At 60.1% G+C, this 21,470-nt stretch carries 22 protein-coding genes; 11 read left to right on the top strand and 11 right to left on the bottom strand.

Features of this window, described 5'->3' with window-relative positions:
- Positions 1 to 6: 6 nt before the first annotated feature.
- The 3 genes from repC to C8264_RS13975 all read left to right on the top strand — a co-directional run bounded on the left by repC (position 7) and on the right by C8264_RS13975 (position 2,333).
- Entirely contained in the window at positions 7 to 1,347 is a 1,341-nt protein-coding gene (repC, locus tag C8264_RS13985; RefSeq protein WP_108461597.1) for a plasmid replication protein RepC, read from the top strand.
- Between the two features lie 99 nt (positions 1,348 to 1,446).
- Positions 1,447 to 1,818 (top strand): antitoxin Xre/MbcA/ParS toxin-binding domain-containing protein, encoded by a 372-nt coding sequence (locus C8264_RS13980; RefSeq protein WP_425430682.1) that lies wholly within the window; start codon positions 1,447 to 1,449, stop codon positions 1,816 to 1,818.
- Positions 1,815 to 2,333, top strand: coding sequence for an RES family NAD+ phosphorylase (locus C8264_RS13975; RefSeq protein ID WP_108461595.1), 519 nt, complete (start codon positions 1,815 to 1,817; stop codon positions 2,331 to 2,333). Before C8264_RS13980 ends, C8264_RS13975 begins: the two co-directional genes overlap by 4 nt.
- A gap of 36 nt (positions 2,334 to 2,369) precedes the next feature.
- On the opposite strand, the gene C8264_RS13970 is transcribed toward C8264_RS13975, so the two are convergent.
- From C8264_RS13970 to C8264_RS13955, 3 genes are all read right to left on the bottom strand, one after another.
- Positions 2,370 to 2,582 carry a DUF2934 domain-containing protein gene (locus C8264_RS13970; protein WP_245893196.1) on the bottom strand — a complete coding sequence of 71 codons (213 nt, stop codon included), beginning with the start codon at positions 2,580 to 2,582 and terminating at the stop codon, positions 2,370 to 2,372.
- 14 nt (positions 2,583 to 2,596) lie between these two features.
- Entirely contained in the window at positions 2,597 to 2,881 is a 285-nt protein-coding gene (locus C8264_RS13965) for a hypothetical protein (protein ID WP_108461594.1), read from the bottom strand.
- A 226-nt stretch (positions 2,882 to 3,107) separates the two neighbouring features.
- On the bottom strand, positions 3,108 to 4,205 hold the full coding sequence (locus C8264_RS13955) for a tyrosine-type recombinase/integrase (RefSeq protein ID WP_425430681.1): 1,098 nt from the start codon (positions 4,203 to 4,205) through the stop codon (positions 3,108 to 3,110).
- A 124-nt stretch (positions 4,206 to 4,329) separates the two neighbouring features.
- On the opposite strand from C8264_RS13955, the gene C8264_RS13950 reads away from it, so the two are divergent.
- Together C8264_RS13950 and scpB are read left to right on the top strand one after the other, a co-directional pair.
- The gene (locus tag C8264_RS13950) at positions 4,330 to 5,289 is read left to right on the top strand and encodes a DUF1403 family protein (protein WP_108461591.1); all 960 of its coding nucleotides are present in this window, start codon (positions 4,330 to 4,332) and stop codon (positions 5,287 to 5,289) included.
- 8 nt (positions 5,290 to 5,297) lie between these two features.
- A complete protein-coding gene (scpB, locus tag C8264_RS13945; protein WP_108461590.1) occupies positions 5,298 to 5,960 on the top strand; it encodes an SMC-Scp complex subunit ScpB in 663 nt (220 codons plus the stop codon).
- A 78-nt stretch (positions 5,961 to 6,038) separates the two neighbouring features.
- Here the strand turns inward: scpB and C8264_RS13940 are convergent, their stop codons facing one another.
- Together C8264_RS13940 and C8264_RS13935 are read right to left on the bottom strand one after the other, a co-directional pair.
- Positions 6,039 to 8,585 carry a S8 family serine peptidase gene (locus C8264_RS13940; protein WP_162783652.1) on the bottom strand — a complete coding sequence of 849 codons (2,547 nt, stop codon included), beginning with the start codon at positions 8,583 to 8,585 and terminating at the stop codon, positions 6,039 to 6,041.
- Positions 8,479 to 9,552, bottom strand: a complete 1,074-nt coding sequence (locus tag C8264_RS13935; protein WP_108461588.1) for an AAA family ATPase — start codon at positions 9,550 to 9,552, stop codon at positions 8,479 to 8,481. Before C8264_RS13935 ends, C8264_RS13940 begins: the two co-directional genes overlap by 107 nt.
- A gap of 915 nt (positions 9,553 to 10,467) precedes the next feature.
- Between C8264_RS13935 and proX the strand changes: the two genes are divergently transcribed.
- Positions 10,468 to 11,610: a glycine betaine/L-proline ABC transporter substrate-binding protein ProX gene (gene proX / locus C8264_RS13930; protein WP_108461587.1), complete on the top strand. Its 1,143-nt coding sequence runs from the start codon at positions 10,468 to 10,470 to the stop codon at positions 11,608 to 11,610.
- 622 nt (positions 11,611 to 12,232) lie between these two features.
- Here the strand turns inward: proX and C8264_RS13925 are convergent.
- Genes C8264_RS13925 through C8264_RS13900 form a run of 6 tightly spaced genes read right to left on the bottom strand, consistent with a single transcriptional unit; the run spans position 12,233 to position 17,036 of the window.
- A complete protein-coding gene (locus C8264_RS13925) occupies positions 12,233 to 13,048 on the bottom strand; it encodes an IclR family transcriptional regulator (protein WP_162783651.1) in 816 nt (271 codons plus the stop codon).
- 49 nt (positions 13,049 to 13,097) lie between these two features.
- Positions 13,098 to 14,084 (bottom strand): 2-hydroxyacid dehydrogenase, encoded by a 987-nt coding sequence (locus tag C8264_RS13920; RefSeq protein WP_108461682.1) that lies wholly within the window; start codon positions 14,082 to 14,084, stop codon positions 13,098 to 13,100.
- Positions 14,085 to 14,104: 20 nt separating this feature from the next.
- Entirely contained in the window at positions 14,105 to 14,833 is a 729-nt protein-coding gene (locus C8264_RS13915) for an amino acid ABC transporter ATP-binding protein (protein WP_108461681.1), read from the bottom strand.
- Between the two features lie 47 nt (positions 14,834 to 14,880).
- Positions 14,881 to 15,681: a transporter substrate-binding domain-containing protein gene (locus tag C8264_RS13910; protein WP_108461585.1), complete on the bottom strand. Its 801-nt coding sequence runs from the start codon at positions 15,679 to 15,681 to the stop codon at positions 14,881 to 14,883.
- 24 nt (positions 15,682 to 15,705) lie between these two features.
- On the bottom strand, positions 15,706 to 16,359 hold the full coding sequence (locus tag C8264_RS13905) for an amino acid ABC transporter permease (RefSeq protein WP_108461584.1): 654 nt from the start codon (positions 16,357 to 16,359) through the stop codon (positions 15,706 to 15,708).
- A gap of 8 nt (positions 16,360 to 16,367) precedes the next feature.
- Positions 16,368 to 17,036, bottom strand: coding sequence for an amino acid ABC transporter permease (locus tag C8264_RS13900; RefSeq protein ID WP_108461583.1), 669 nt, complete (start codon positions 17,034 to 17,036; stop codon positions 16,368 to 16,370).
- 175 nt (positions 17,037 to 17,211) lie between these two features.
- Between C8264_RS13900 and C8264_RS13895 the strand changes: the two genes are divergently transcribed.
- The 5 genes from C8264_RS13895 to C8264_RS13875 are packed head-to-tail and all read left to right on the top strand — an operon-like array spanning position 17,212 to position 21,373.
- Positions 17,212 to 18,369, top strand: coding sequence for a mandelate racemase/muconate lactonizing enzyme family protein (locus C8264_RS13895; RefSeq protein ID WP_108461582.1), 1,158 nt, complete (start codon positions 17,212 to 17,214; stop codon positions 18,367 to 18,369).
- 24 nt (positions 18,370 to 18,393) lie between these two features.
- Positions 18,394 to 19,041, top strand: coding sequence for an RraA family protein (locus C8264_RS13890; RefSeq protein WP_108461581.1), 648 nt, complete (start codon positions 18,394 to 18,396; stop codon positions 19,039 to 19,041).
- 2 nt (positions 19,042 to 19,043) lie between these two features.
- The gene (locus C8264_RS13885; protein ID WP_108461580.1) at positions 19,044 to 20,084 is read left to right on the top strand and encodes a zinc-dependent alcohol dehydrogenase; all 1,041 of its coding nucleotides are present in this window, start codon (positions 19,044 to 19,046) and stop codon (positions 20,082 to 20,084) included.
- A gap of 2 nt (positions 20,085 to 20,086) precedes the next feature.
- Positions 20,087 to 20,848, top strand: a complete 762-nt coding sequence (locus C8264_RS13880; RefSeq protein ID WP_205245689.1) for an SDR family oxidoreductase — start codon at positions 20,087 to 20,089, stop codon at positions 20,846 to 20,848.
- Positions 20,849 to 20,896: 48 nt separating this feature from the next.
- On the top strand, positions 20,897 to 21,373 hold the full coding sequence (locus tag C8264_RS13875; protein WP_108461578.1) for an ureidoglycolate lyase: 477 nt from the start codon (positions 20,897 to 20,899) through the stop codon (positions 21,371 to 21,373).
- Positions 21,374 to 21,470 lie beyond the last annotated feature (97 nt).

Raw genomic sequence — 21,470 nt, 5'->3', positions numbered from 1 at the left:
AAGACAATGCAAACGCATATTTCAACGACGCCTTTTGGGCGGCGGTCGCTAACGCTTGGCATGATTTCAACCCAGGTAACGGCCAAGACAGCGCCGGCAGATGCAACAGTCCACAAGTGGCAGGTGTTTGCTGACATCAAGGAGGTGCGTATGGCGCTGGGGGCAACCGATCGTGCCCTGGCGATCCTCAGCGCCTTGCTGTCGTTCCATCCGGAAACGGCTTTCTACGGCGACAGTGCCTTAATCGTTTGGCCCTCTAACGAACAACTGATCAACCGTGCCAACGGCATGTCGCCGGCGACGCTCCGGCGCCATCTGGCGAACCTGATTGACTGCGGTCTGGTCATTCGGCGTGACAGCCCCAACGGCAAGCGCTTTGCCCGCAAGGGGCAGGGGGGCGAGGTTGAAGAGGCCTATGGCATTGACCTGTCACCGATCGTTGCCCGAGCGGCTGAGTTTAAGGACCTGGCTGAGGCGCTTAAGGCCGAAAAGAAGGCCTACCGCCGCGTTAAGGAGCGGTTAACCATCTGCCGTCGCGACATCATCAAGATGATCGACGCTGGCATTGAAGAGGGTGTGCCAGGCAACTGGGGCAGGGTGCTGCAAGCCTATCAGACCATTGTTGCCCGGCTCCCCCGCACGGCTCCACGCCAAGTACTGGAGACGATTGTCGCCGAGTTGGAAGACCTCTGGTCCGAGATCCGCGACGTGTTGGAATCCTTCGTCAAATCTACAAATATGAGCGCCAATGAGTCTCAACCTGAGCGCCACATACAGAATTCAAAACCAGACTCTAAATTAGACTCTGAATACCGCTTAGGAATAAAAGAAGAAGCGAGCGGCAGCGCCGGCGAAGCATCCAACGTGCAGAGCCTGCCGCGGCGAGAATTGCCCCTAGCCATTGTGCTGGATGCCTGCTCAAATGTGCTCTGGCTGGTCAAAAGTGGTGAAATCCGCACCTGGCGCGACTATCTGGCGGCCGCAGAACTGGTCCGGCCCGTTTTGGGCATCAGCCCCAGCGCCTGGGACGACGCGAAAGCGGCCATGGGTGAACGAGAGGCGGCGATTACCATCGGAGCGATTTATCAGCGGCAGGATCAGATCAAAAGTCCTGGTGGCTATCTGCGCAGCCTGACGGATCGTGCCAAGGCGGCTAAATTCTCCGTCTGGCCGATGGTTATGGCCCTGGTGCGGGCCAAACTGGATGCCACAAAGGCATCTGGGGCAGGGGAGGGGGCCGCGGAAGAGGCGGTTGCGACCGCGGAGCGGGTGATGCGAACCGAAAAGCGACTGGAAATCAGCGATGCGCTGCGCCAAACGATGGGCAAATGGGACAGAGATAAATAACGCCGATCATTGAAATGCCAGTCCGGATGCCATATATTGCGTATAAAAATTATGGCATAGTGATTGTCGAGGAGGTCCTAGGTGACCCAGATACAGAAAATGACAGCGCAGGCAGGGCCGTTGATCCTGTCCTACATGGATCAGGCTGGCCAGATCGCCGCCGCGCGGGTCGCCGATGAATTTGGGATGTCCAAATCGCAGCTTGCCGAGACAGCCGGGCTGGCGCGAGAAACGCTCTATCGGCCTGAACGGGTTGGAGCGCCGAAAACTCAAGGCCGGTTGCGCGAAATGCTCGAGATCATCAGTCGCGTGACCGACTGGGCGGGCGGCAAGGATCAGGCAATGGCCTGGTATCGCGCTCAACCGCTGCCGGCCTTTGGTGGTCGGACCGCCGAAGCCTTGGTCAAGGACGGAAAAGCCGCGGCGGTGCGTGACTATCTCGATCATATGGCCCTTGGCGGATTTGCGTGAGGTTCGTCGGAACCTGTTATCGTGCCCATGATCCACGCTGGGCGTTCAAGCCCACGTCCGGCGAGGGAGCTGCGATCCGCGGCGCGCGATTTAACCCCAAGGGCGTGCCTGCGCTTTATCTTGGGCTCAGCATTATGACGGCGATCAAGGAAATCAGCCAAGGTTTCCCCCACCGACTCGATCCGACGGTGCTGTGTTCCTATGATGTGGACTGCGACGACGTCATAGATCTGACGACAGAGCAGGGCAGGGGGGCAGCTGCTGTTGCGGACGAGGACATGCGGTGCGCATGGGCAACGGCTCTCGCCAATGGAGATCGGCCGGCCTCCTGGTCAATCTATGATCAACTCATCCGCCGCGGCGTCGCGGGCATTGTCGTGCCCAGTTATGCGCCGGGTGCCGATGCCGACGATCGCAACCTGGTTTTGTGGGATTGGGGTCCAGTTCTGCCACACAAGGTTGAGGTGTTCGATCCAAGCGGCCGTTTGCCGCGTGATCAGTTGTCCTGGACCTAGGCGTCGGAGTGGGTTTGAGGGTTCCAGACTTCGCGGCTAGGCCGACGGAAGGTCGGGCGGCGGGCCCTGGCTGAGTTTTTCGACATTCGCGCGTGCCCGAATATGCTGATCAAGCGCCTTGTACCAGAAGTCATCCTCTCGCCCGCGCGGTCGTCCGGCCTGCTCCCAGAGAAAATACGCCGTTCCACCCACTTCGGCGGTGAAATCCTCCATGCTCTTGCCAATCGGCAGGTCATCCTCTTGTGCCATGGGTATTCTTCTTCCTAGTTCGCGTCCTTCAGCGTTTCCGCGATCTCCTCGTCGATAAAGTGCTCCAACTCCTCAAAAACTGCGGCAGCAATGACGTCGCGCTCTGCGTCGGTGGACCACTCCCCTGAAGGCACTCCAAATCGGCAGGTCCGCAGCTGATGATCGCTGCGTAGGCTAAAACCGCATTGAAACTGCAGCGATCCGCCCTCGCTCACCAGTTCGACCAGAAGCGTCTCCAGATAAATCAAATAGCGCTCGGACAATTCCTGGCTTAGTCGATCAATGATTGCCTGCCTCACTGTTGGTCCAAGGGTTCGGGCGCGGGACCGCCTGCAGGAGGTGAATTGCTGTCATGCGCCGCAGCAAGCCATTCAATCCACTTTCCGACGGCAGCCGGAACCGGATCGTAGCCATAGCGCCAGCCTATGATGTCGGCGTGACAGCGAAGACTATCTGCCAGTGTCCTAAGGCTCTGCTTGACATGCGCAGCATCCATTGTGTGCCTGTTATTCAATAGGGCAGGGGTCATAGGCCGGCTGCCTTGGTGAGATTGACCCTAAACCGGTCGCGCCGGCGTTGATAGCGCCGGGTCATTTCCGCTGAGACGTGGCCGAGTTGCTTCTGAACGTAGCGTTCGTCGACTTCGGCCGAGGAGGCGAGGCCCGCCCGCAGCGAATGGCCGGCGAACAGCGGCGCCCGAGCTTCCTCCGACAGATCGCCCCGCACGCCGGCCGCCAGGGCGGCGGTCTTAACCAGGCGGGCGACCTGCTTGTCGTTGAGCCGATCGGCGCCGACGGTCTTGCCTTGCCCGGTAACCCGTCGAAACAGCGGACCGTGCGCGATCCGCGCCAGCTTGATCCAGGTTTCGACGGCCACGACTGGGCAGGTGGCATCCGACGATCCCCGGCCAATCTCCACCTCACGCCAGCCGGTCTTACCGCGAATGAAGAGGACCATGCCCTTGTCTAGGATCTCGATCCAGCCACGGCCGTCCTCGCTCTGGCCTTCACTGACGTCGAGCCCGACAATTTCCGAGCGCCGCAGCCCGCCTGCAAAGCCTAGCAAAAGCATGGCGCGATCCCGAATGCCGCGCAGGCCGCCACGATCCAAGGTTTCGAGCATGGCCATGAGGTCCTCGGGCAGGATAGCCTCCTTCTGTCGCGGCGGCTTGGCGTGGGTATTGCGGATGCCGGCCATCACCGTGGCGATATGCCGGTCCTTGCGGTCCAGAGCTTGGCCGCGTTGCGTGTAGGCCCAAGACAGAGCGGACAGACGCCGTTCGATGGTGCTCACCGCATATTTTTGGCCGCCGGCTGCCTCACCCGAAGCGCAGGCAGTGACGTAGAGGCCGACTGTTTGCGGATCGGGCGGCAGAACTTCAAGCCCCTGACGGCGACACCAGCCGGAAAAATGCTGCCAATCCGAGGCATAGGCTAGCCGGGTGTTGGCCGAACTGGCCGCTTCGACGTAGTCCCGCGCACGATCGGCGAGGTCGCGCAAATGGGCCAGTTCGCCGGTCGGAACCGACACGGCAGAATTGCCGACGGGTGCCGCGGGTGCAGCAGCGGGCAGGGGGGTGTTGCCGGCGTCGTTTTCGGCGGTTTCGTCGGGGTTTTGGGCCATTTCCTCTATAATGCGCATAACGTCCGATAATGCAAGATTATCGGTCGTTATTATTCACCGACAGGTCGGGCGCTTATATCCGATTTTGGTGGCGTTAAGCGCCGTCAGATGGTAGCCTGCCGGCATGAAATCACGCGCTGATTTGCTCCCTGCCGATGCCCCCCTGGTGCCGAAAGTACCGGTTTGGGCGCGACCGCGCGGTCTGGTGTTGTACGATGCCGATGCGGCCTATTTGGCTGGTGCGGCATTGAGTTCATTAAATAATCTGGTGCGCCAAGACTTTTCCTGGGCCGGCGTCTGGCGCCAGCGGCTGGCTTTGCAGTGCGCGGCGGCGGCGGTGAGTTTAACGGGTCGGCGCGAGGACGAATCTGCGCTGCGCGATACCCATTTCCTGCGCGGGGCCGGTGACGATCCTGGCCCCTCCGGTCACCTGCTAATGGCCTGGCGCCGATTGGCCGGCCGGACCACCAACTGCGATGCGGAAATCGTGCGGCCGGTCGCCGAACAGCAGTTTGGGCTGCACTGGGATGACGGTCTCGCCGAGGTGGTGGCCAATGCCACGGACATGATGGTCTCGTCGCGGCCGGCGCCAGTGCTGGCGGCCGAGATTGCCGCCGCCGTCTATCGGGCCCGGCCCGATGCTGAATTGTTGGGGTTCTGGCTCGCCGACATGCTGCTCGCCGAAAAATTCAGATGGCCCATTCCGGTGCCGCTGCTGATGGGGCAGGTTTTTTCGCCGGTCTTCAAGTCCGGCGAAAATCGCAAGCGCATCCGGCCGGGGGCGGAGGGGTGGGGCCGGGCGGTGTTCTTGGCCTACGCCACGGCGGCGGCAGAAGCCTGCGATCTCGGCGCCGATGTTTTAGCGCCGCGCGCGGTCAAACTGATGATGGTGGCGCCGAAGTTGCGCGCCAAGGGGTCTGGCGACGTCATCAAACTGCTGCTGTCCGATGACGTGGTGCCGGGCTCCTGGTCGAGTTCAAAGCTGTCGGCACGCGGCGCCCGACGGTTGTTCGATCGCTTGGGCGAGCTGGGCGCGGTGCGGGAACTCAGCGGCCGGCCGACGTTCCGGCTCTACGGGTTGTGAGGGCGAGCATGGCTAGGAAAAAGAGGACAGATGCCGAACCGCCGATTTTTGATGCCGAGTTGGCTGACATGCCGGCCGATCTTCGGTGGCGCGAGTGGATGAACCGCATCGAGGCTGTCCTGTTCGCAGCGCCAAAGCCAGTCGACCGTGCGGTTTTGGCGCGGGTGATCGGTCGCGACGCCAGCATCGACCTGCTGATCGATGACATCCGCGAAGCGCTGCGCGGCAAACCCTATGACGTGGTCAATGTCGCCGGGGGCTGGGCGTTCCGTACCCGAACGGCCTATGCCAATGCGATTGCCACCTCCGCTGCCGTGCCGGACCGTGCGGTTGATCTGACCCAGAACGAGGCCATGGTGCTGGTGTCGATTGCCTATCACCAGCCGGTGACGCGGGCAGGGGTGTCGGAAATTCTGGGTCGGGAGGTGTCGCGCGACGTGATCGGGGCCCTGCGCGACAAAAATATGATTACCGCGGGACCACGGAGTCCGACTGCGGGGGCGCCGTTCACCTATGTGACGACCAAGGGGTTTTTGGAGCATTTCGGGCTCGACACATTGCAGGATCTGCCGGAGATCGAGGGGCTTGAAGATGCTGGCTTGCTGCATCGAAGTGATGACGGACATTCTCGCGATATCGGGTACGCAGATTCGGATTTTGAGGGACCCTAGGCGCCACCTTATTTTCAGTCGGGCTAGATTGAGGGGCGCGGATCCCTGACCGCCTCGCGTTGTTCGAGTTTCGTGCCCTTAGATTTGCGGCAGGATTTTGCTACGTGGTTTTATGGCGACACGAGTTAGGATCTCCTCGTAGATTCCAGGCATGTCATCCATTCTCACGGTCACAGCCAAGCCAAACGAAATCGCATCGTCCAATGGCACACCCTGGTCCTTTTCTCTCTGCACCTGCAGCCTGATGCTTCCGTCCTGGCCGGCATGGCCGAAGCTGGCCCCGGCCCAACGACGGTGGATTATGGTGCCCGCTTCCGTCTGGTGGTAAGGTGGCTCGACGGTCGTATCAACTCCGGCAACGGCCTTGGTGTCGTCGCCCAAGGGGAGAACTCTGAGCTTCGCAGCACGATAGAGCTGGTGGCCCGGCCGAACAGGTGAAAACCAAGCCAATGTTGCATGGACGGCCCTGATAGCGTTTGTCGTGCTGAATGCGTTGGGCAGGTGGATCGTGTATTCGATGGCTTGTTCGGATACCAGGTGCGACGTGGCCCACATAGTCGCGCGATCATCTGCACAACTTTGGCAGTCTTCCGGCTCGACGAAACCGTAGCCAAGGTGCCGGCTGACCTCGCGTCGCATTGTTTCCCAGTTTTGCTTCACTGGGAACTTCGTGCTGATTATGAACTCGTGGCTGTCTCTCCATGAAGCTGGATGAACAAGGAGGGCCTTTAGCAAAGCGGCACGCTCGATATTCGGTAGTGCAGCGAAAGCGTCACCATACTCCAACTCGAGGCTGTCGTGCAGCTTGTGAGCCGCGTGAGTTGCGTAAGCTGCTGCCCCGCTAGAGCCGATTGTCCACGCACTCGCTCCAAGCCCTTGGCTGACACCGGGAGGCGCCGCTACCTTGATCCCGCCCATAACATTGCCGTGAGCGTGCGGTCGTAAAGTTGCGGGGGCGAAACCTGGTCGTAAGTTGAGATGTTCCCGGCCACCTGGAAACAGTGCATCGGGCTTGATTGATCGCCGATGTCCAAGGCCCAATGCGGACGACAGGTTTGGCATGTGCATATCGGGATATGGGAAGAACTTCATGCTTGGCAGCGCGACCGGATCCATCGGATCGTTGTGCCATGCGCCAACCGTCAATGAATTAATGCTCTCGGATGGAGACAAGATGCGGCGGTCGGCCTTCACGGCATCGATGGCTTTAAACAGGCTCGTGATGCGATTTTCTGTTTGGGCGTCTTCAAAATCAATAGTTCCAGGGAAATCGGGTACGGGGACATCAGCACCAATATTGCCTGAAGACACGACGAAAAGCAGGCCATACTCCACAGAGAGGTAGTCTAATGCCCGAGCCCAGGGAGACAGCCGGTCTGCAAACCTCTTATTGGCATCCCCAAGGGATAGGTTAACGACGACGACCCGGTTGCCGCCGTCGGCGCGCATGGTGCGGACAGCTTCGACCATAACGTCGACGATAAGTCGGTCATCGACAAATCGCTCCGCAGGAGGCCCAAACGGGCCATCGGCCGGCGCATACATGACGCTTCGAAAATATACCCGACGACCAATGGCCGGCCGCTGGACGCTCTTGTCGCCGTGAATGACGATCGAAGCCATCGCCGTGCCGTGGACGCGCCGACCAACGGCCAATCCCTCCAGACCGTGTGGATCAACAACGTTTAACCATGGGCCTAGCCATGGGTGAGCCTGAAGCGGGACAGCATCAAAAATTGCAACGACGGGCTCATCGTTGACTTGTACTGGTTCAGGTGGTGGAGCCTCACTCGTTTCACCGAGTTCGAGGCCGGACCCCAGGCTTTGCGGGTAGATCGAGAGGATCGGCTCCAGTCCTGCCAAGCTGGCGGATTCCAAATCCACGATTCGTCTGACCCCATTCGCCGGGAGGTCGAGAAGCAACGCATGATAGGAAAATTCAGGGTGCCTCGCGGCATGCACGACGCTCCCGCCCGCGGTTGCGATCGCTGTGCGCACCGCATTCTCGGCAATTGCTGCACTGTCAGGATTCGCCCTGAATACGAGCTCGCACTCAAGCCTAATTAACTCACCATCCGCCATGCCATCGGACGCCAGCGCCAAGAGCGAGCGGTCGGACGGTTGCACGCGGTCACTCGGCCCCCAAGGTCGAATATCGCGAAGTTTCGAAAATAAGTGGCCCCAAGGTGCAAAGCCTCTTTGGGCCTTCTCGCCGCGTTGCCAGCGTTGCCAAAGAGAAAGGATTTGCCGAAGAGCGAGAAGATCAGGAAGGAGCAGATAGACCACCGGTTCCGGGTCTTCTCCGTCCTCCTCAAGCATGTCCTCGCCCGAAAATGCGAGGCCCGGGACATTCGCTACGGCCTTTGCGAAGTCGGTGACTGAACCGGTTACCTCGAAAACAAGTAGCCGCTCTGGCGCGAGGCCAGAGGGGTCCTGCCGCATTGCCAATTCGGGATTATTTTGAGCAAGGACCGTTTGAAGGCGATTGAAGGCGGGCCCCAGACGCGCGCCCTGCTCGTTACGCGCGATTGTCCTTGATGGCGTTGCTCCGCCGTGTCCCGGCTGTCGGACGCTTGCCTCCGCTTGATCGAGCTTCAACAGCGGTTTTGTCGGATCCGCTTTCACCTGACGGCTGCTCCACTCGGCTGGACCATAATTCAACTTCCTCCGCCAAAATATCCTGCAGGGATCTCTGCCCCAATCCAAGGATATGACGACGGCGAACCGTCTGACAGAAATCAATTACTTCCGCAAAACTGCTAGGCGCAAGTGCTTTGGCCAACTTCTCCGAGGATATTCCAGGAGACTGGTCCCACAATGCGAATTGACGATCAATTAGGAGGGCTAATTGACGCCAGTCTGGCGAGGGGAGTCCTAGTCTTAGCTGGAAGCGGCGCCACACAGCTCGATCGAGAAGTTCATGGTGGTTGGTAGCTGCCACGGTAATGACATAGCTGGGTAACTGATCTATTTGCATCAACAGAAACGAGACGGCGCGTTTGATCTCACCTGTCTCATGCGTGTCGCCGCGCTCCTTTCCGATGGCGTCAAATTCATCAAAGAAGAGCACGCAAGCGGTTGTGCGCACATAGTCGAAAAGCTTACGAAGTCTCGTGTTGGTCTCACCAAGATAAGACCCAACGAGTGCATCGTATCGCACCGTGAAGAGCGGGAGCGCTAAGGCCTCAGCAACGGCCTCTGCGACCGATGTCTTGCCGTTGCCGGGGGGGCCCGAAAGCAAAATCCTATGACGAGGCTGCAGACCATGAGCGCGCAAAAGGTCCGCGCGATGCTGCTCCTCAATCAGATGACCGACTTGATGTATTACCGGCAACGGCAAAATTAGGTCGCTAAGCTTGGTCTGCGGCTCCGTCTCCAAAATGATGTCACGGCCTGGCGCAGGCTGCCGGCGTTGCGCCATTTCGCTCGACACCGTGACCGAACTCAAGAGGCGGGCGAGCCGATCTGCTAGCACGTTATGATTCTTGGCGCGCTCGTCTGCTACCAAAGCCTCGACCGAGGCTCTGAGAGTCGGCTGATCACCCGCGGCGCCAGCCCTCACTATCGACAAAAGCAGATCACTGCGTGCCATTTGAAAATCCGCCGTTGAATGCGCATAAACGCACGTGCACTACAGCACGCTACGACGCTCGAATGTACTGGACTAAGCCACGATATAAACAGCGCACTTAGGCAACCGTTCCATCGCGTCCAAGCAGACGCAAAATTGCCACAGTGCGGTTCCTCAGACTATCGAGAATGTATCAACGCAATCTTACGTCAGCAAGGGCAAGGTACGTGGACGGATGATGTGCCGACATTGCCGTCGTGATCAGGCGGCCAACCCCGGCGACCACAGAACGATGGGCTCATGTATCACTGATCCCGCCTCCTGCTTAATGTCGGTCATGTGGTGCACCAGGTGCAACCCATTGAATCTTCGATGCACGGAGTCGCGCAATCAACAGCAGTCGCCGCCCCTCGGGGCCAGCAAGCGTGATCAACTCCGGCGGCCGGGGAATGACAACCAGGTCATGGCATCAAGTGGCTTTAAGACCTCTATGCGGCAGCGCCATATGAAGTCCTTCAGAACTTCGTCCAGCAGCCTACCGATGATGTGATCAATGCGATCCACGGCGACCGGATGTGCGCCATTCTGAGTGCCCGTGAGCGGACCGTTCGCATGTGCACGACCATGATCAATCAAATCCGCGGTCTGACCAAAACCGTCGGCCAGTCATTCGCCATGTGTATCGCAGATGTTGGCGCTCCTCTCACACTCCGAAAGCTGGCCCTAAGCACTTTCCGGCTCGGTAAAGGTTGAAAAATGCCGGTGAGCGCTCTATCGTCTGTCATATCACACATCAGCGTTGTTGCCTGCCCGGTAGAGTCGAACTCTTCCGATTAGCTCAATTCTGAAAACCTTGGCCGGTCTGCAACCCGAATACTCACATGTATTCGGGGCCAGCCGCTGGTTTACCTTCCCCGCCGTGGCGCACGAGTTGTCATGGAGGAAGCCAGAAGGGCTCGTCAGCCCTTTCTCAGACGCCTCGCTGCGTCATTTCGAGCGGCCCCCCAGTCCGCACACTCAGTAACGAAAAACAAGGGGAGACAAAGACCTTTGTCCCGTCTCACGAAATCTTTCGCCGTTTTCTCAACTGCTGCACTGATCGCATGCGCACCGGCTGCGGCGCAGGATGAGCTGCACGCCGGCACGACCATCAACATGGCGCGGGCCACATGGGATACCGGGTGGTTCCAAGGGGAAATCTACAAGCAAATGCTTGAGGAACTCGGCTATACCGTTGATGGACCGACAACGCTCGACAATCCGCCCTTCTACCTGGCCGTTGCCCAGGGTGACGTCGACTTCTGGGTCGATGGTTCGTTTCCACTCCACAATAACTACCGCCCAACTTTCGAGGGCAAAGCTGAGATTGTCGGTGCGGTGGCGAAAGGCGGCGCACTTGAAGGATATCTCGTAGACAAGGCCTCTGTGGAAGAGTTCGGCATCAAGACGCTCGAAGACTTCAAGCGTCCAGAGGTGCAGAAAGCCTTTGACCGCGACGGTGACGGCAAGGCCGATCTCGTGGCGTGCCCGCCGGGCTGGGGCTGCGAAGTTACCATCGAACACCATCTCGATGCCTATGGGCTACGCGATTATGTGAACCCGATCAAGGCGAGCTATCCGGCATCCATGGCTGATGCCGTTGCAGCCTATGAGGCCGGCGAGCCGATCCTCTTTTACACATGGACGCCGAATTGGACAGTGAATGAATTGGTCCCCGGCGAGGACGTCATGTGGATCCAAGTGCCCCGGGTGGACCTGCCCGAAGCGCAGGCCGAACTAGCCGACGCCGCGGTGGTAAGCGGGATCGAAGGCTGCGTTGCCGAGCCTTGCGTGCTCGGGTTTCCCGTCAACGACATCGTGCCAGTGGCAAACTCGCAGTTTCTGGACGACAACCCCGCTGCCGCGCGACTTTTTGAACTCGCCTCTATTCCACTTGCCGATATCTTTGCCCAAAATGCCAAAATGAATGCAGGCGCTGGCAGCCCAGACGATATCAGGCAGCAGGCTGCGGACTGGATCGCTGAGAACCGATCAGTGGTCGATAGCTGGCTTGAAGAGGCGCGCGCCGCGGCGAACTGATCGCCCAAGGACGACATCGAGTAATGGAAGAGGCTGGCTAGTCGCTCAGCCTCTTCGCATACCTGCTGTATACTGGCGCAAAATGGCAGCCCAAGAGGATCGTTGCGACGTCGAGCCTCTGATACCGAATCGTCCCGTGCGCCCTATTGCTGAACTCGTGGGCCTTTCCTACCGCAGGCCTGCTGGAGCACGGCGCTCAGTGGTTGGCTATAGCCAGTGGAGCCAAGTGCCGGCCGCAAGAGGTTCTGATCAGAACATCTTGCCTTTGTTGGCAATCACCTCTGCGACGCTCCAGGCCCCTTGGCGCGGGCCGTGTACCATCTGCACGACTACGCTTGTAAATCGGCGAGGGGTTTCGGCGCCGATCGGCAAGGTAAGCCATTGAAATTGCGATCACCAGCGGGGTCAACTAGTGGCGCCGAAAGACAGTTCACGCAAGCTTGAAGGCGGACATCTGAAGTACGGGGTGCCGACGCCTCGCGGGCCTGTTGCGGACCTGCGAGTTTTAGGATCGAGCGGCACTAGCTGCAGTTCAGCAGGGAAGAGACAGAGGTTGCTAGACGTCTCATCAAGAGCAGAAGCAGCACATAGGTCCGTACGGACAGACATCGGGGGCTTTCATTCACCCCCCAGTTCTTGGTCCAGAGAAACCCAGTAACCGCGAGATGTCTTTCGCGATTAGCGCGAGTTGGGTTTTCACCTCGTCAAGCGAGGGTTGGTCTTCAGGGCTCACCCGGTCCAGAAAAGGAACGATGAGCACGCCAGCGACTGAATTGTCCTGGGCGAAAATGGGACGGGCGATGTTGGTGACGCCGACCGTCTGCTGGCTCTTGGCGGACCAGCCTCCCTGGCTACGTACCTCTGCCAGTCGCAAGTTCAGTTCTGTCTCGTCGATCGGTCTGGACGTAGGCAGCGAACGGTGCTCCTCAAGCATCTGGGTACGGCGCAGATCGCTGCTGAAGGCCAGCATGACATTGCCTGAGGAGGTTTGAAGCAGATCGACAATGGCGCCGACCTTGACGCTGAAAGTCCAGCGTTCGGGGCTGTCGACCTGAGCCACAATCATCGATCTGCCGTCGTAATAAACTGCGAGATGGCAGGACTGGAGCGTCTTGTTGGCCAATTGCTGCATGTGGGGCAGGGCCACGGTGACGATGGAGTGGACAGGCTCCTGACGGTGGGCGATTTCGAAAAGCTTGAGCGTCAGACGGAACTTTTCGTCCTCTCCTAGGGAGATGTATTTCTGTTCCTGCAAGGTGATGACCATGCGGAAAATCTCGTTCACCGTCATCTGGAGGCGCTTGGCGATTTCGGTAAGGCTAAGCCCGGCCGGGTACTCGGCCAGGGTTTCCAGAATCAGCAGACCCTTTGTGAGGGCGGGCGCCTTGTAGCGCGCTTCCGACGCTGCCTTCACGTTCTCGGTTTTGCTTGTCGGCATGGTGCGACCTGGAAATGGGGCGATCATATCGACGCGGTGGCGGCGACAATCAGTCCTTATGCACCGGACCGGTGCGCCGAACAATGTGCGCGGTTTCCGAGACCGGGGTCAGTGCCTTGCCGGTATCGAACCAGGTGATGACGTTGTCAGCCACGAGTTGGCTCATGGCATTGCGCGTCGGCACGCTGGCAGAGCCAACATGGGGCAGCAGCACGACATGATCCATTTCCAGCAGATCGGCAGGCACATAGGGCTCGTTCTCGAAAACATCGAGGCCGGCGCCTAGAATGATGCCTGATTTGAGAGCGGTGATCAGCGCCTGCTCATCAATGACGGAACCGCGTGCGACATTGATGACAATGCCGGTCGTTCCGAGCGCGTCGAGCACTTCGGCGTTGATGAGGTGACGAGTTTGTTCGCCGCCCGGGACGATGACGATGAGGATATTGACATGGCGCGCCATGGCGACGAGGTCGGGAAAGTGCTGGAAGGGGTGTTCGGGCCGGGGGCTGCGGCTGTGGTAGGCTATTTCCACCCCGAACGGCACCAGCCGCTCCGCGATGCCTGTGCCGATCCGACCGAGACCGACAAGTCCTACCTTGCGGCCCCGCATTGAGACCGGGCTCAGGCGGAAAGGCGCACTTTCCCATCCGCCGGCGCGCAGGTATCGCTCGGCCTCACCCAGGTTGCGAATGGTCATTAACAGGAGACCAATGGCGGTATCGGCAACCTCATCATTGAGAACGTCAGGGGTATTCGTCACCATGATGCTGCGTTCGGCAGCCCCGGCGGCATCAACGATATCGTATCCGACGCCGTAATTGGCGACGATTTCAAGTCTGGGAAAGCGCGACATGAGTGCCTGGTCCACGCGCCCGCCCAGCGTCACGATGCCCTGGACGCGCTCCTTGATCGCTGGCGAGTGCTGTTCGGACGCGCCGGCCTGCCAAGCGCGAAACAGTTCGAACTTTTGCTCAAGGGGATCGGTCACCGCGGGCGGCAAAGGCTTGGGAAGATAGATCAGCGGCTTGGTCATGGGGCGCTCGGCATATTGGCTCAATGGGCGAGTATCTGGCCGAGAAACTCCCGGGTTCGCTCATGCTGCGGATTGGAAAAGAACTGTTCGGGAGGTGCCTCTTCAACGATGCGGCCGCGCTCCATGAAGATGACGCGATCGGCAACGCGGCGGGCGAAGCCCATTTCGTGGGTGACGCACAACATGGTCATGCCGTCGTCGGCCAGGCTCACCATGGTGTCGAGGACTTCCTTGACCATCTCTGGATCAAGCGCCGAAGTTGGTTCGTCGAACAGCATGATCTTGGGGTGCATACACAGCGCACGGGCAATGGCGACACGCTGCTGCTGGCCGCCCGAAAGCTCTGCCGGATATTTCCCTGCCTGTTCGGGAATGCGCACGCGCTCAAGATATTTGCGCGCTTCGGCTTCGGCCTGCTCCCGGCTGGCGCCCCTGACCCGCATGGGCGCCAGCATGCAATTTTGCAGCACCGTCATGTGCGGGAACAGATTGAATTGCTGGAACACCATGCCGATTTCGCTGCGCACCGCTTCGATGGTGCGCGAGCCGGGCAGGATTTCGACGCCGTCGACAACAATGCGGCCCTTCTGGTGCGCATCGAGCTGGTTGATGCAGCGGATCAGGGTGGACTTGCCTGACCCTGATGGTCCGCAGATCACTATGCGCTCGCCCTGTGCGACCGAGAGATCGATGGAGTGCAGGGCCTGGAAGGTGCCGAACCATTTTTCGACACCCTCCATGCTCACCATCGCGTCCGCTGCTCGATCAACCGTTTCGGCCGCTATGGTCATAGGCTTCAGTCCTGCTGATCCGCCGGGCGGGTACCCGGCCACTTTTCGTAGAGCTCTTCGAGTTTGCCCTCTGCCCTGGCCTGGGCAATGAAGGCATCGACCTGTTCGAGCAGGTCAGCCTCGCCGGGGCGCATGCCGATGCCCTGGACCTGGCTATAGAGCAGGAACTTGGTGTCGTAGCGGCCGGGAGCCATCTGCTCGATCTGGGGGACGAGAACGGTTGCGACCGCCAGCGAATCCACCTGGTTGGAGAGCAAAGCCTGTACTGCGCCGGCATCATCGTCATAGCGCTGGATCTGGGTGGAGGGCAGGGCGCTGCTGGTCACCACCGGGTCCTGGCTGCCGCCGCGGGGCAGACCGACACTGCGATCGGCGAGATCGTCGAAGCTCGAAACTTCCATGTCTACCGGGGCAAGGATGATCGCGCCGAGCCCTGAATAGGGCTGGGAGAACTGGATCTGCTTGGAACGCTCCTCGGTGATGCCGAGGGCCGCGGCCAGAACATCGACCTGGCCCGTCAGCAGATAAGGAATGCGGTTGGGGCCGGTCACAGGCACCAGTTCGAGTTCCACGCCCAGATATTCCGCCAGCATGGCAGCGATATCGGCGTCGAAGCCTTCCGGCTGGCCGGTGGTGCTCATCAGGCCGAATGGCGGCACGTCCACCAGCATGCCGACGCGGATCTTTCCGGCCTGCTTGACGCTGTCGAGTGTCTGCGCGCTTGCGGGAACCGTCGAGCCGGCCAGCATGGCCAGCATCAGGGCGCCGGTGGCTACTCCAAACGTTCTGCGTGTCAGTTTCGTCATTTCTTCTCCTCCTTGTTATGATTGTCAGCGGCTTGCCCTGGTGAGCCGGCGTTCCAGATGCGCACTCAGCATCGAGAGGGGCCAGCACAGGGCGAAGTAGAGTGCGCCGACCAGTCCGAAGACCAGGAAGGGCTGGAACGTGGCGTTGTTGACGATCTGCCCGGCACGCGTCAGTTCGGTGAACCCGATGATGGCAGCGAGCGAAGTGCCCTTGATGAGCTGCACCAAAAAACCCACGGTCGGCGCGAGGGAAAGCTTGATGGCCTGGGGAAGGATCACATCGCGGATCTTTTCGCGGTAACGTAGGCCCAGGGCATGAGCGGCCTCCCACTGCCCACGTGGCACGGTCTCGATGCTGCCGCGCCAGATTTCGCCCAAAAAGGCGCTCGCATGAAGGGTCAAGCCGATGGCAGCTGCTACCCAAGGGTTGAGCTTCCAGCCCATCGCCGAGGCGCCGAAGAAAACCAGGAAAAGCTGCATCAGGAGCGGCGTGCCCTGGAAAACTTGGATGAAGCCCGATGCGATGCGGCGCAAAGCGGGGATTGGGGAGGTTCGCATCAGGGCGATGGCAAAGCCCCCCAAGGCTCCCCCAGCAAAGGCGGTCAGCGACAACAGAACAGTCCACTGGATGGCAGAAATGATGAAGAACGCTTCGTTGATGCCGAATGGTCTGATCATCTCGGCCCCTACTTGCTCGGATAGGAAAATGCCCGCCGATTGATCAGGGCGAACATGGCTGAGAACAGCATATAGATGGCGAAGTAGATCACGGTCACGACGAGATAGACCTCGAAGCTGGAAAAGGTGCGGGACTGGATGTTGTTGGCCATGGAGGTCAACTCATCCGCTGAGATCGCCGACAGTACGCTGGTGGACAGCATCAGAAGCGTGAACTGGCTAGTAAGGGCGGGAAAGGTTGCCCGCAGCGCCGGCTTGAGCACGATGTGGCGGAAGATCGACAAGGGTTTGAGGCCCAGAGCGATACCTGCTTCGATCTGGCCGCGCGGCACCGCTTCAATGCCGGAGCGGATAATCTCGGCGGCATAGGCGCCCACATTGAAGACTAGTGCCAGCAGCGCGGCATTGCCTGGAGAAAGCCGTAGGCCCAGGGCCGGCAGGCCGAAGTAGATGAAGAAGATCTGCACCAGGAACGGCGTGTTGCGTACGATCTCGATATAGAAATCGACCACGACGCGCACCGGCTTGGGGCCCGATGTCTTGGCCAGCGCGCAGAGCACGGCGACAACCAGGCCGATCGCCATGGCGGCGAGCGATAGCTGGATCGTCAGCCAGGCTCCCTCCAGCAATTCAGGCCAGGCAGCGAGCACAGGCTCGAAGCGGAACTGAAATCCCAAACCATTCCTCCATCGGCGGACGACCTGCCCTTGCTAGCCGCTAGCGCATCTCCCTCGTCTTGCCCACTTGGCCGATCAGCGCCTCGCTGAGGGACACAACCCGGCTTGACAAGCCTCATCTCTCGTCGTCATCTTATATACGAAAACGGATTTTGCAAATGAAAAAGGCGATGACGTGAAGATCACAAGGATCGAAAGTGTTTTGATGAGCGTGCCGCTGGCGGAGGATTCCGCGGCGCGGTGGTCAGGCGGGGAAATGACGGTGGCGAGCGTGTCCATGCTGCAAGTGCACACCGATTCCGGCCTGATCGGCCTGGGTGACACCTATGGCGGCGGGTGGTTCTACCCCGAAGCCGCCGGTGGTCTGGTCGAGCATTTCAACGGCGTACTGGTCGGGGAAAATCCACTGGACGTCGCGCGTTTACTCGAAAAGATGCGCAATTCCTGCAAGTATTGGGGACGGGTCGGGGCCTCGATCAACGCGATCAGCGCCATCGAGAACGCCCTGTGGGACATCGCCGGCCAGGAAGCCGGGCTGCCAGTGTGGAAACTGATCGGCGGGCTCGCCCATGAGCGCATGCCGTTCTACGCCTCCGCCGGACAGGAAAAGCCGGCCGATGCGATGGAACGCGAGATGAGCGGCTATGTCCGCGACGGCGTTCCGGCCGTCAAAATCCGCACTTCGACCAATTTCGACCAGGCTGTCGCCAAGGTGGCGCGTTGCCGTGAACTGCTTGGCCCCAATATCAAGCTGATGGTGGATGCCGTGATGGGTTCGCATCCAAGCCCTTGGGACAGCAAGCAGGCAGTCAAATTCGCCCATGCCATTGCTCCCTATGACATCACCTGGCTCGAAGAGCCTTGCGCCGCCGACGATTATGAGGGCCTTGCCGAGGTGCGGCGCCTGTCGCCGGTGCCGATCAGTGGCGGCGAGACGATGTTCGGCCTGATCGAATTCGGCCATCTGCTGCGCAATCGTTCCGTGGATATCGTGCAGCCCGACGCCTGCACCTCGGGCGGCATCCTGGAATGCATCCGTATTGCCGGGGCGGCGGCTTTGTTTGGCACCAAGGTGGCACCACATGCTTGGGGGAGCGGGGTCACTGTCATGGCCAACCTGCATTGGGCGTTCACCCAGCCTAACGTCTTCATCCAGGAAGTCCCCACCTGGGGCTTCCCGCTGCGCGATGCGCTGCTGGTGGAGCCGCTCCGCATCGAGAACGGGCATCTGTTGCCCCCGACGGCGCCCGGACTTGGGGTGCGACTGACCGATGAGCTGCGCGCTGCCTATCCCTGGCAGGGCGGCTACGGTGCCAAGATGCGTGCCGCCTGATCTGAACATTGGAGGAGAATGAACATGGCCTCGATCACCGAGCGCTTGGAAGCCTGCTATACCGGCGTCGTCCATGACGTCATGCGCGCCATGGGGCTGCGCGATTTTACCCTGCCGCCTTATCTACGGCCGATCATGCCGGAAAAAGCCATGGCCGGTCCGGCATTCACAGTGCTCGGCAAGGCGGACCTCGATGCTGACCCCCATGAAACACTGCTTGCCTGGACCGGGCTGCTTTCAAAGGCCCCTTCGGGTTCGATCTGGGTTTCGCAGCCCAATGACCGCGTGGTTGCCCACATGGGCGAGCTCTCGGCAGAAACCCTGCGCGACAAGGGCGTACGTGGCTGTATCGCCGATGGGCTGGTGCGCGACGTCAACTTCCTGCTGGACCTGGGTTTCCAGACTTGGTGCGCCGGACACACGCCGCGCGACATCGTCGGCTACTGGTTGCCGGCCGCGACCCAGGTGGAAGTCAAGATCGGCGACGTCGTCATCAATCCCGGCGACTACATGGTGGGCGACCGGGACGGGATGATCCGCGTGCCGCTGGATATCGTCGAAGACGTCATCGAGCGGTCCGAAAAGGCCATCGCCACCGAAAACCTCGTTCGCAAGGCAATCCTCCAGGGCGTCGACCCGCAGCAGGCCTATCTCCAGTTTGGCAAGTTCTGATCATGACCGCACATTCCATCAAGGCCGCCTTTTATACCGGCGAAAAGTCGTTTCGCGTCGAAGAGATTACCGCAGCTGTGCCCGGCGCCGGCGAAGTCCAGATCGATGTCGCCTTTTGCGGCGTCTGCGGCACGGATATGCACGTCTTTCACGGCGATATGGATGCCCGCGTGACCACGCATCGTGTCATCGGCCATGAAATGTCGGGCACGATCTCGGCTCTGGGCGAGGGTGCCTCAGGTTTTGCCGTGGGGCAGCGCGTCGTGGTGCGTCCGCTGGCGCATTGTGGCGCCTGTCCTGCCTGCGAGGCCGGACACAGCCATATCTGTCACAACCTGAAATTCCTTGGGCTCGATACCAATGGCGCCTTTCAGGAGAAGTGGAGCGTTCCGGCCTATACCGTCCATGCCCTGCCCGAGGGGATCGATCTCAAGCTTGCGGCATTGATCGAACCGCTCGCGGTCGCCTGCCACGATGTGCGGCGTGCACGGCTGGTTTCGGGGGAAACGGCCCTCGTGATCGGGGGTGGACCGATCGGAATGCTGATCGCCATGGTCGCCAAGCATGTGGGCGCCGAAGTGGCGGTTGCCGAGATCAATGAAAATCGACTGTCCATCGCCAAGAAGCTGGGGCTAGGTGCGCTCAATCCCAAGGACGGCCCGGTGGAGGTGGCGATCAAGACCCAAACGCGGGGCAAAGGCGCCGACGTGGTGTTCGAAGTTTCGGGGTCGCAGGCCGGGGTCGAGACCATGACCGCAGCGGCCGCAACGCGCGGGCGCATCGTCATGGTTGCGATCAACAACAAGAAGCCTCCAGTCGACCTGTTCCAGTTCTTCTGGCGGGAACTGGAAATGCTGGGTGCCCGCGTTTACGAGCCGGAGGATTACGAGCAGGCGATCGGCCTGCTTGCCAGGGGAGCGATCGATGTCGGTGCGCTCATCACCGACATCCGTGCGCTCGACGATATCGAACAGGCCTTTGCCGGCCTTCATGGCAATTCAATCGCCATGAAGACCCTTATCCGTGTGGGAGCAAACCTTTGAGCATCCTCGATAAATTCAGTCTCGCGGGCCGGACTGCCCTGGTTACCGGCTGCAATCGCGGCATCGGGCTTGCCATTGCTATTGGCCTAGCCGAATCCGGCGCCGATATCGTCGGCGTCAGCGCCAGCCTCGCGCTTGAGGGAAGCGCATGCGAAGCGGGCGTGCGTTCGCTAGGGCGGCAGTTTACCGCCTATCAATGCGACTTCTCCGATCGATCGGCCCTGCGCCGCTTTGTCGACACGGCTGCCGACCGGCACCGGATCGATATCCTGGTCAACAACGCCGGTACTATCAAGCGCGCGCCGGCTGCAGAGCACGACGACGCAATCTGGGACGAAGTTCTGGAAACCAATCTTTCGGCCCCTTTCATCCTGGCCCGCGAGTTCGGTCGGCGCATGATTGCAAAGGGCGGCGGCAAGATCATTTTCACTGCGTCTCTGCTGACTTTCCAAGGCGGCATCAACGTGCCCGGCTATGCGGCAAGCAAGAGCGGCATCGGTCGGATCACTATGGCCCTGGCCAATGAATGGGCAGCCAAGAACATCAACGTCAATGCCATTGCCCCGGGCTATATCGCTACCGACAACACCGAAGCATTGCGCAACGATCCTGTCCGCTCCAGGGCCATCCTTGATCGCATTCCCGCCGGCCGCTGGGGCAATCCTGAAGATTTTGCCGGTGCCGCCGTGTTCCTCGCCTCTCCGGCTGCCGCTTATATAAACGGCCATACAATGGTGGTGGATGGCGGCTGGATGGGTCGCTGACGGGCCGGAAGGGCGCGATGCCGGCGTTTAATTTTCAAGGAAATCTGCATGATGATGATCGAAGCCGAGCCGCTGACCGCGGCAGCGTTCGCCCCTTATGGACAAGTGGTTCAGCATGACCGAAATGGCGTTCTCAATGTCGTTGCCAATGCTTTCGAGCGAGATGAGTCAGCAACGACTCCGAGCCTTAATCTTCTTCGCATCGAGCAAGCGGTCGATATGCCCCTGCTGGTGGACAAGCTTGAGCGCCACCCCCATTCTTCCCAGACTTTTCTGACCCTTGAAGGGGGACGAAGCCTTGTAATCGTCTGCGACAGCGCTCCGGACGGCACGGCTTTGCCTGCGACGCTGCGCGCCTTTGTTGCCGAAGCGAACCAAGGTGTCACCTACCGTCGCAATGTCTGGCACCGCGCCGTTTCGCCGCTTGTCGCGCCTAACGAATATGCCATGACCATGATGCGGCATCCGGCAGGATCAGACACAGAAATTTATAACATCAGGCAACTGGTAGAAGTGACGATCTAAGGGGCTAAAGGATGCTACTTGGATCTTCGAACCTTTGACGAGGCGGCTGCTTTCGGGAGATCCTTTAGACAGCCTGAGCGACCGAAATGGGCGCCGC

Origin of the sequence: Devosia naphthalenivorans, from assembly GCF_003056355.1 — a bacterium.
GTDB lineage: Bacteria > Pseudomonadota > Alphaproteobacteria > Rhizobiales > Devosiaceae > Devosia > Devosia naphthalenivorans.
Note: the sequence above shows the minus strand (reverse complement) of the source record. Positions and strands in the feature narration are given on the sequence as shown.

Excerpts from the sequence above, each read along its gene's own strand:
- repC (WP_108461597.1), top strand. The coding sequence starts at position 7 with ATGCAAACGCATATTTCAACGACGCCTTTTGGGCGGCGGTCGCTAACG.
- C8264_RS13980 (WP_425430682.1), top strand. The coding sequence starts at position 1,447 with ATGACAGCGCAGGCAGGGCCGTTGATCCTGTCCTACATGGATCAGGCT.
- C8264_RS13970 (WP_245893196.1), bottom strand. The coding sequence starts at position 2,582 with ATGGCACAAGAGGATGACCTGCCGATTGGCAAGAGCATGGAGGATTTC.
- C8264_RS13955 (WP_425430681.1), bottom strand. The coding sequence starts at position 4,205 with ATGGCCCAAAACCCCGACGAAACCGCCGAAAACGACGCCGGCAACACC.
- C8264_RS13950 (WP_108461591.1), top strand. The coding sequence starts at position 4,330 with ATGAAATCACGCGCTGATTTGCTCCCTGCCGATGCCCCCCTGGTGCCG.
- scpB (WP_108461590.1), top strand. The coding sequence starts at position 5,298 with ATGGCTAGGAAAAAGAGGACAGATGCCGAACCGCCGATTTTTGATGCC.
- C8264_RS13935 (WP_108461588.1), bottom strand. The coding sequence starts at position 9,552 with ATGGCACGCAGTGATCTGCTTTTGTCGATAGTGAGGGCTGGCGCCGCG.
- proX (WP_108461587.1), top strand. The coding sequence starts at position 10,468 with ATGGAGGAAGCCAGAAGGGCTCGTCAGCCCTTTCTCAGACGCCTCGCT.
- C8264_RS13925 (WP_162783651.1), bottom strand. The coding sequence starts at position 13,048 with ATGCCGACAAGCAAAACCGAGAACGTGAAGGCAGCGTCGGAAGCGCGC.
- C8264_RS13920 (WP_108461682.1), bottom strand. The coding sequence starts at position 14,084 with ATGACCAAGCCGCTGATCTATCTTCCCAAGCCTTTGCCGCCCGCGGTG.
- C8264_RS13915 (WP_108461681.1), bottom strand. The coding sequence starts at position 14,833 with ATGGTGAGCATGGAGGGTGTCGAAAAATGGTTCGGCACCTTCCAGGCC.
- C8264_RS13910 (WP_108461585.1), bottom strand. The coding sequence starts at position 15,681 with ATGACGAAACTGACACGCAGAACGTTTGGAGTAGCCACCGGCGCCCTG.
- C8264_RS13905 (WP_108461584.1), bottom strand. The coding sequence starts at position 16,359 with ATGATCAGACCATTCGGCATCAACGAAGCGTTCTTCATCATTTCTGCC.
- C8264_RS13890 (WP_108461581.1), top strand. The coding sequence starts at position 18,394 with ATGGCCTCGATCACCGAGCGCTTGGAAGCCTGCTATACCGGCGTCGTC.
- C8264_RS13885 (WP_108461580.1), top strand. The coding sequence starts at position 19,044 with ATGACCGCACATTCCATCAAGGCCGCCTTTTATACCGGCGAAAAGTCG.
- C8264_RS13875 (WP_108461578.1), top strand. The coding sequence starts at position 20,897 with ATGATGATGATCGAAGCCGAGCCGCTGACCGCGGCAGCGTTCGCCCCT.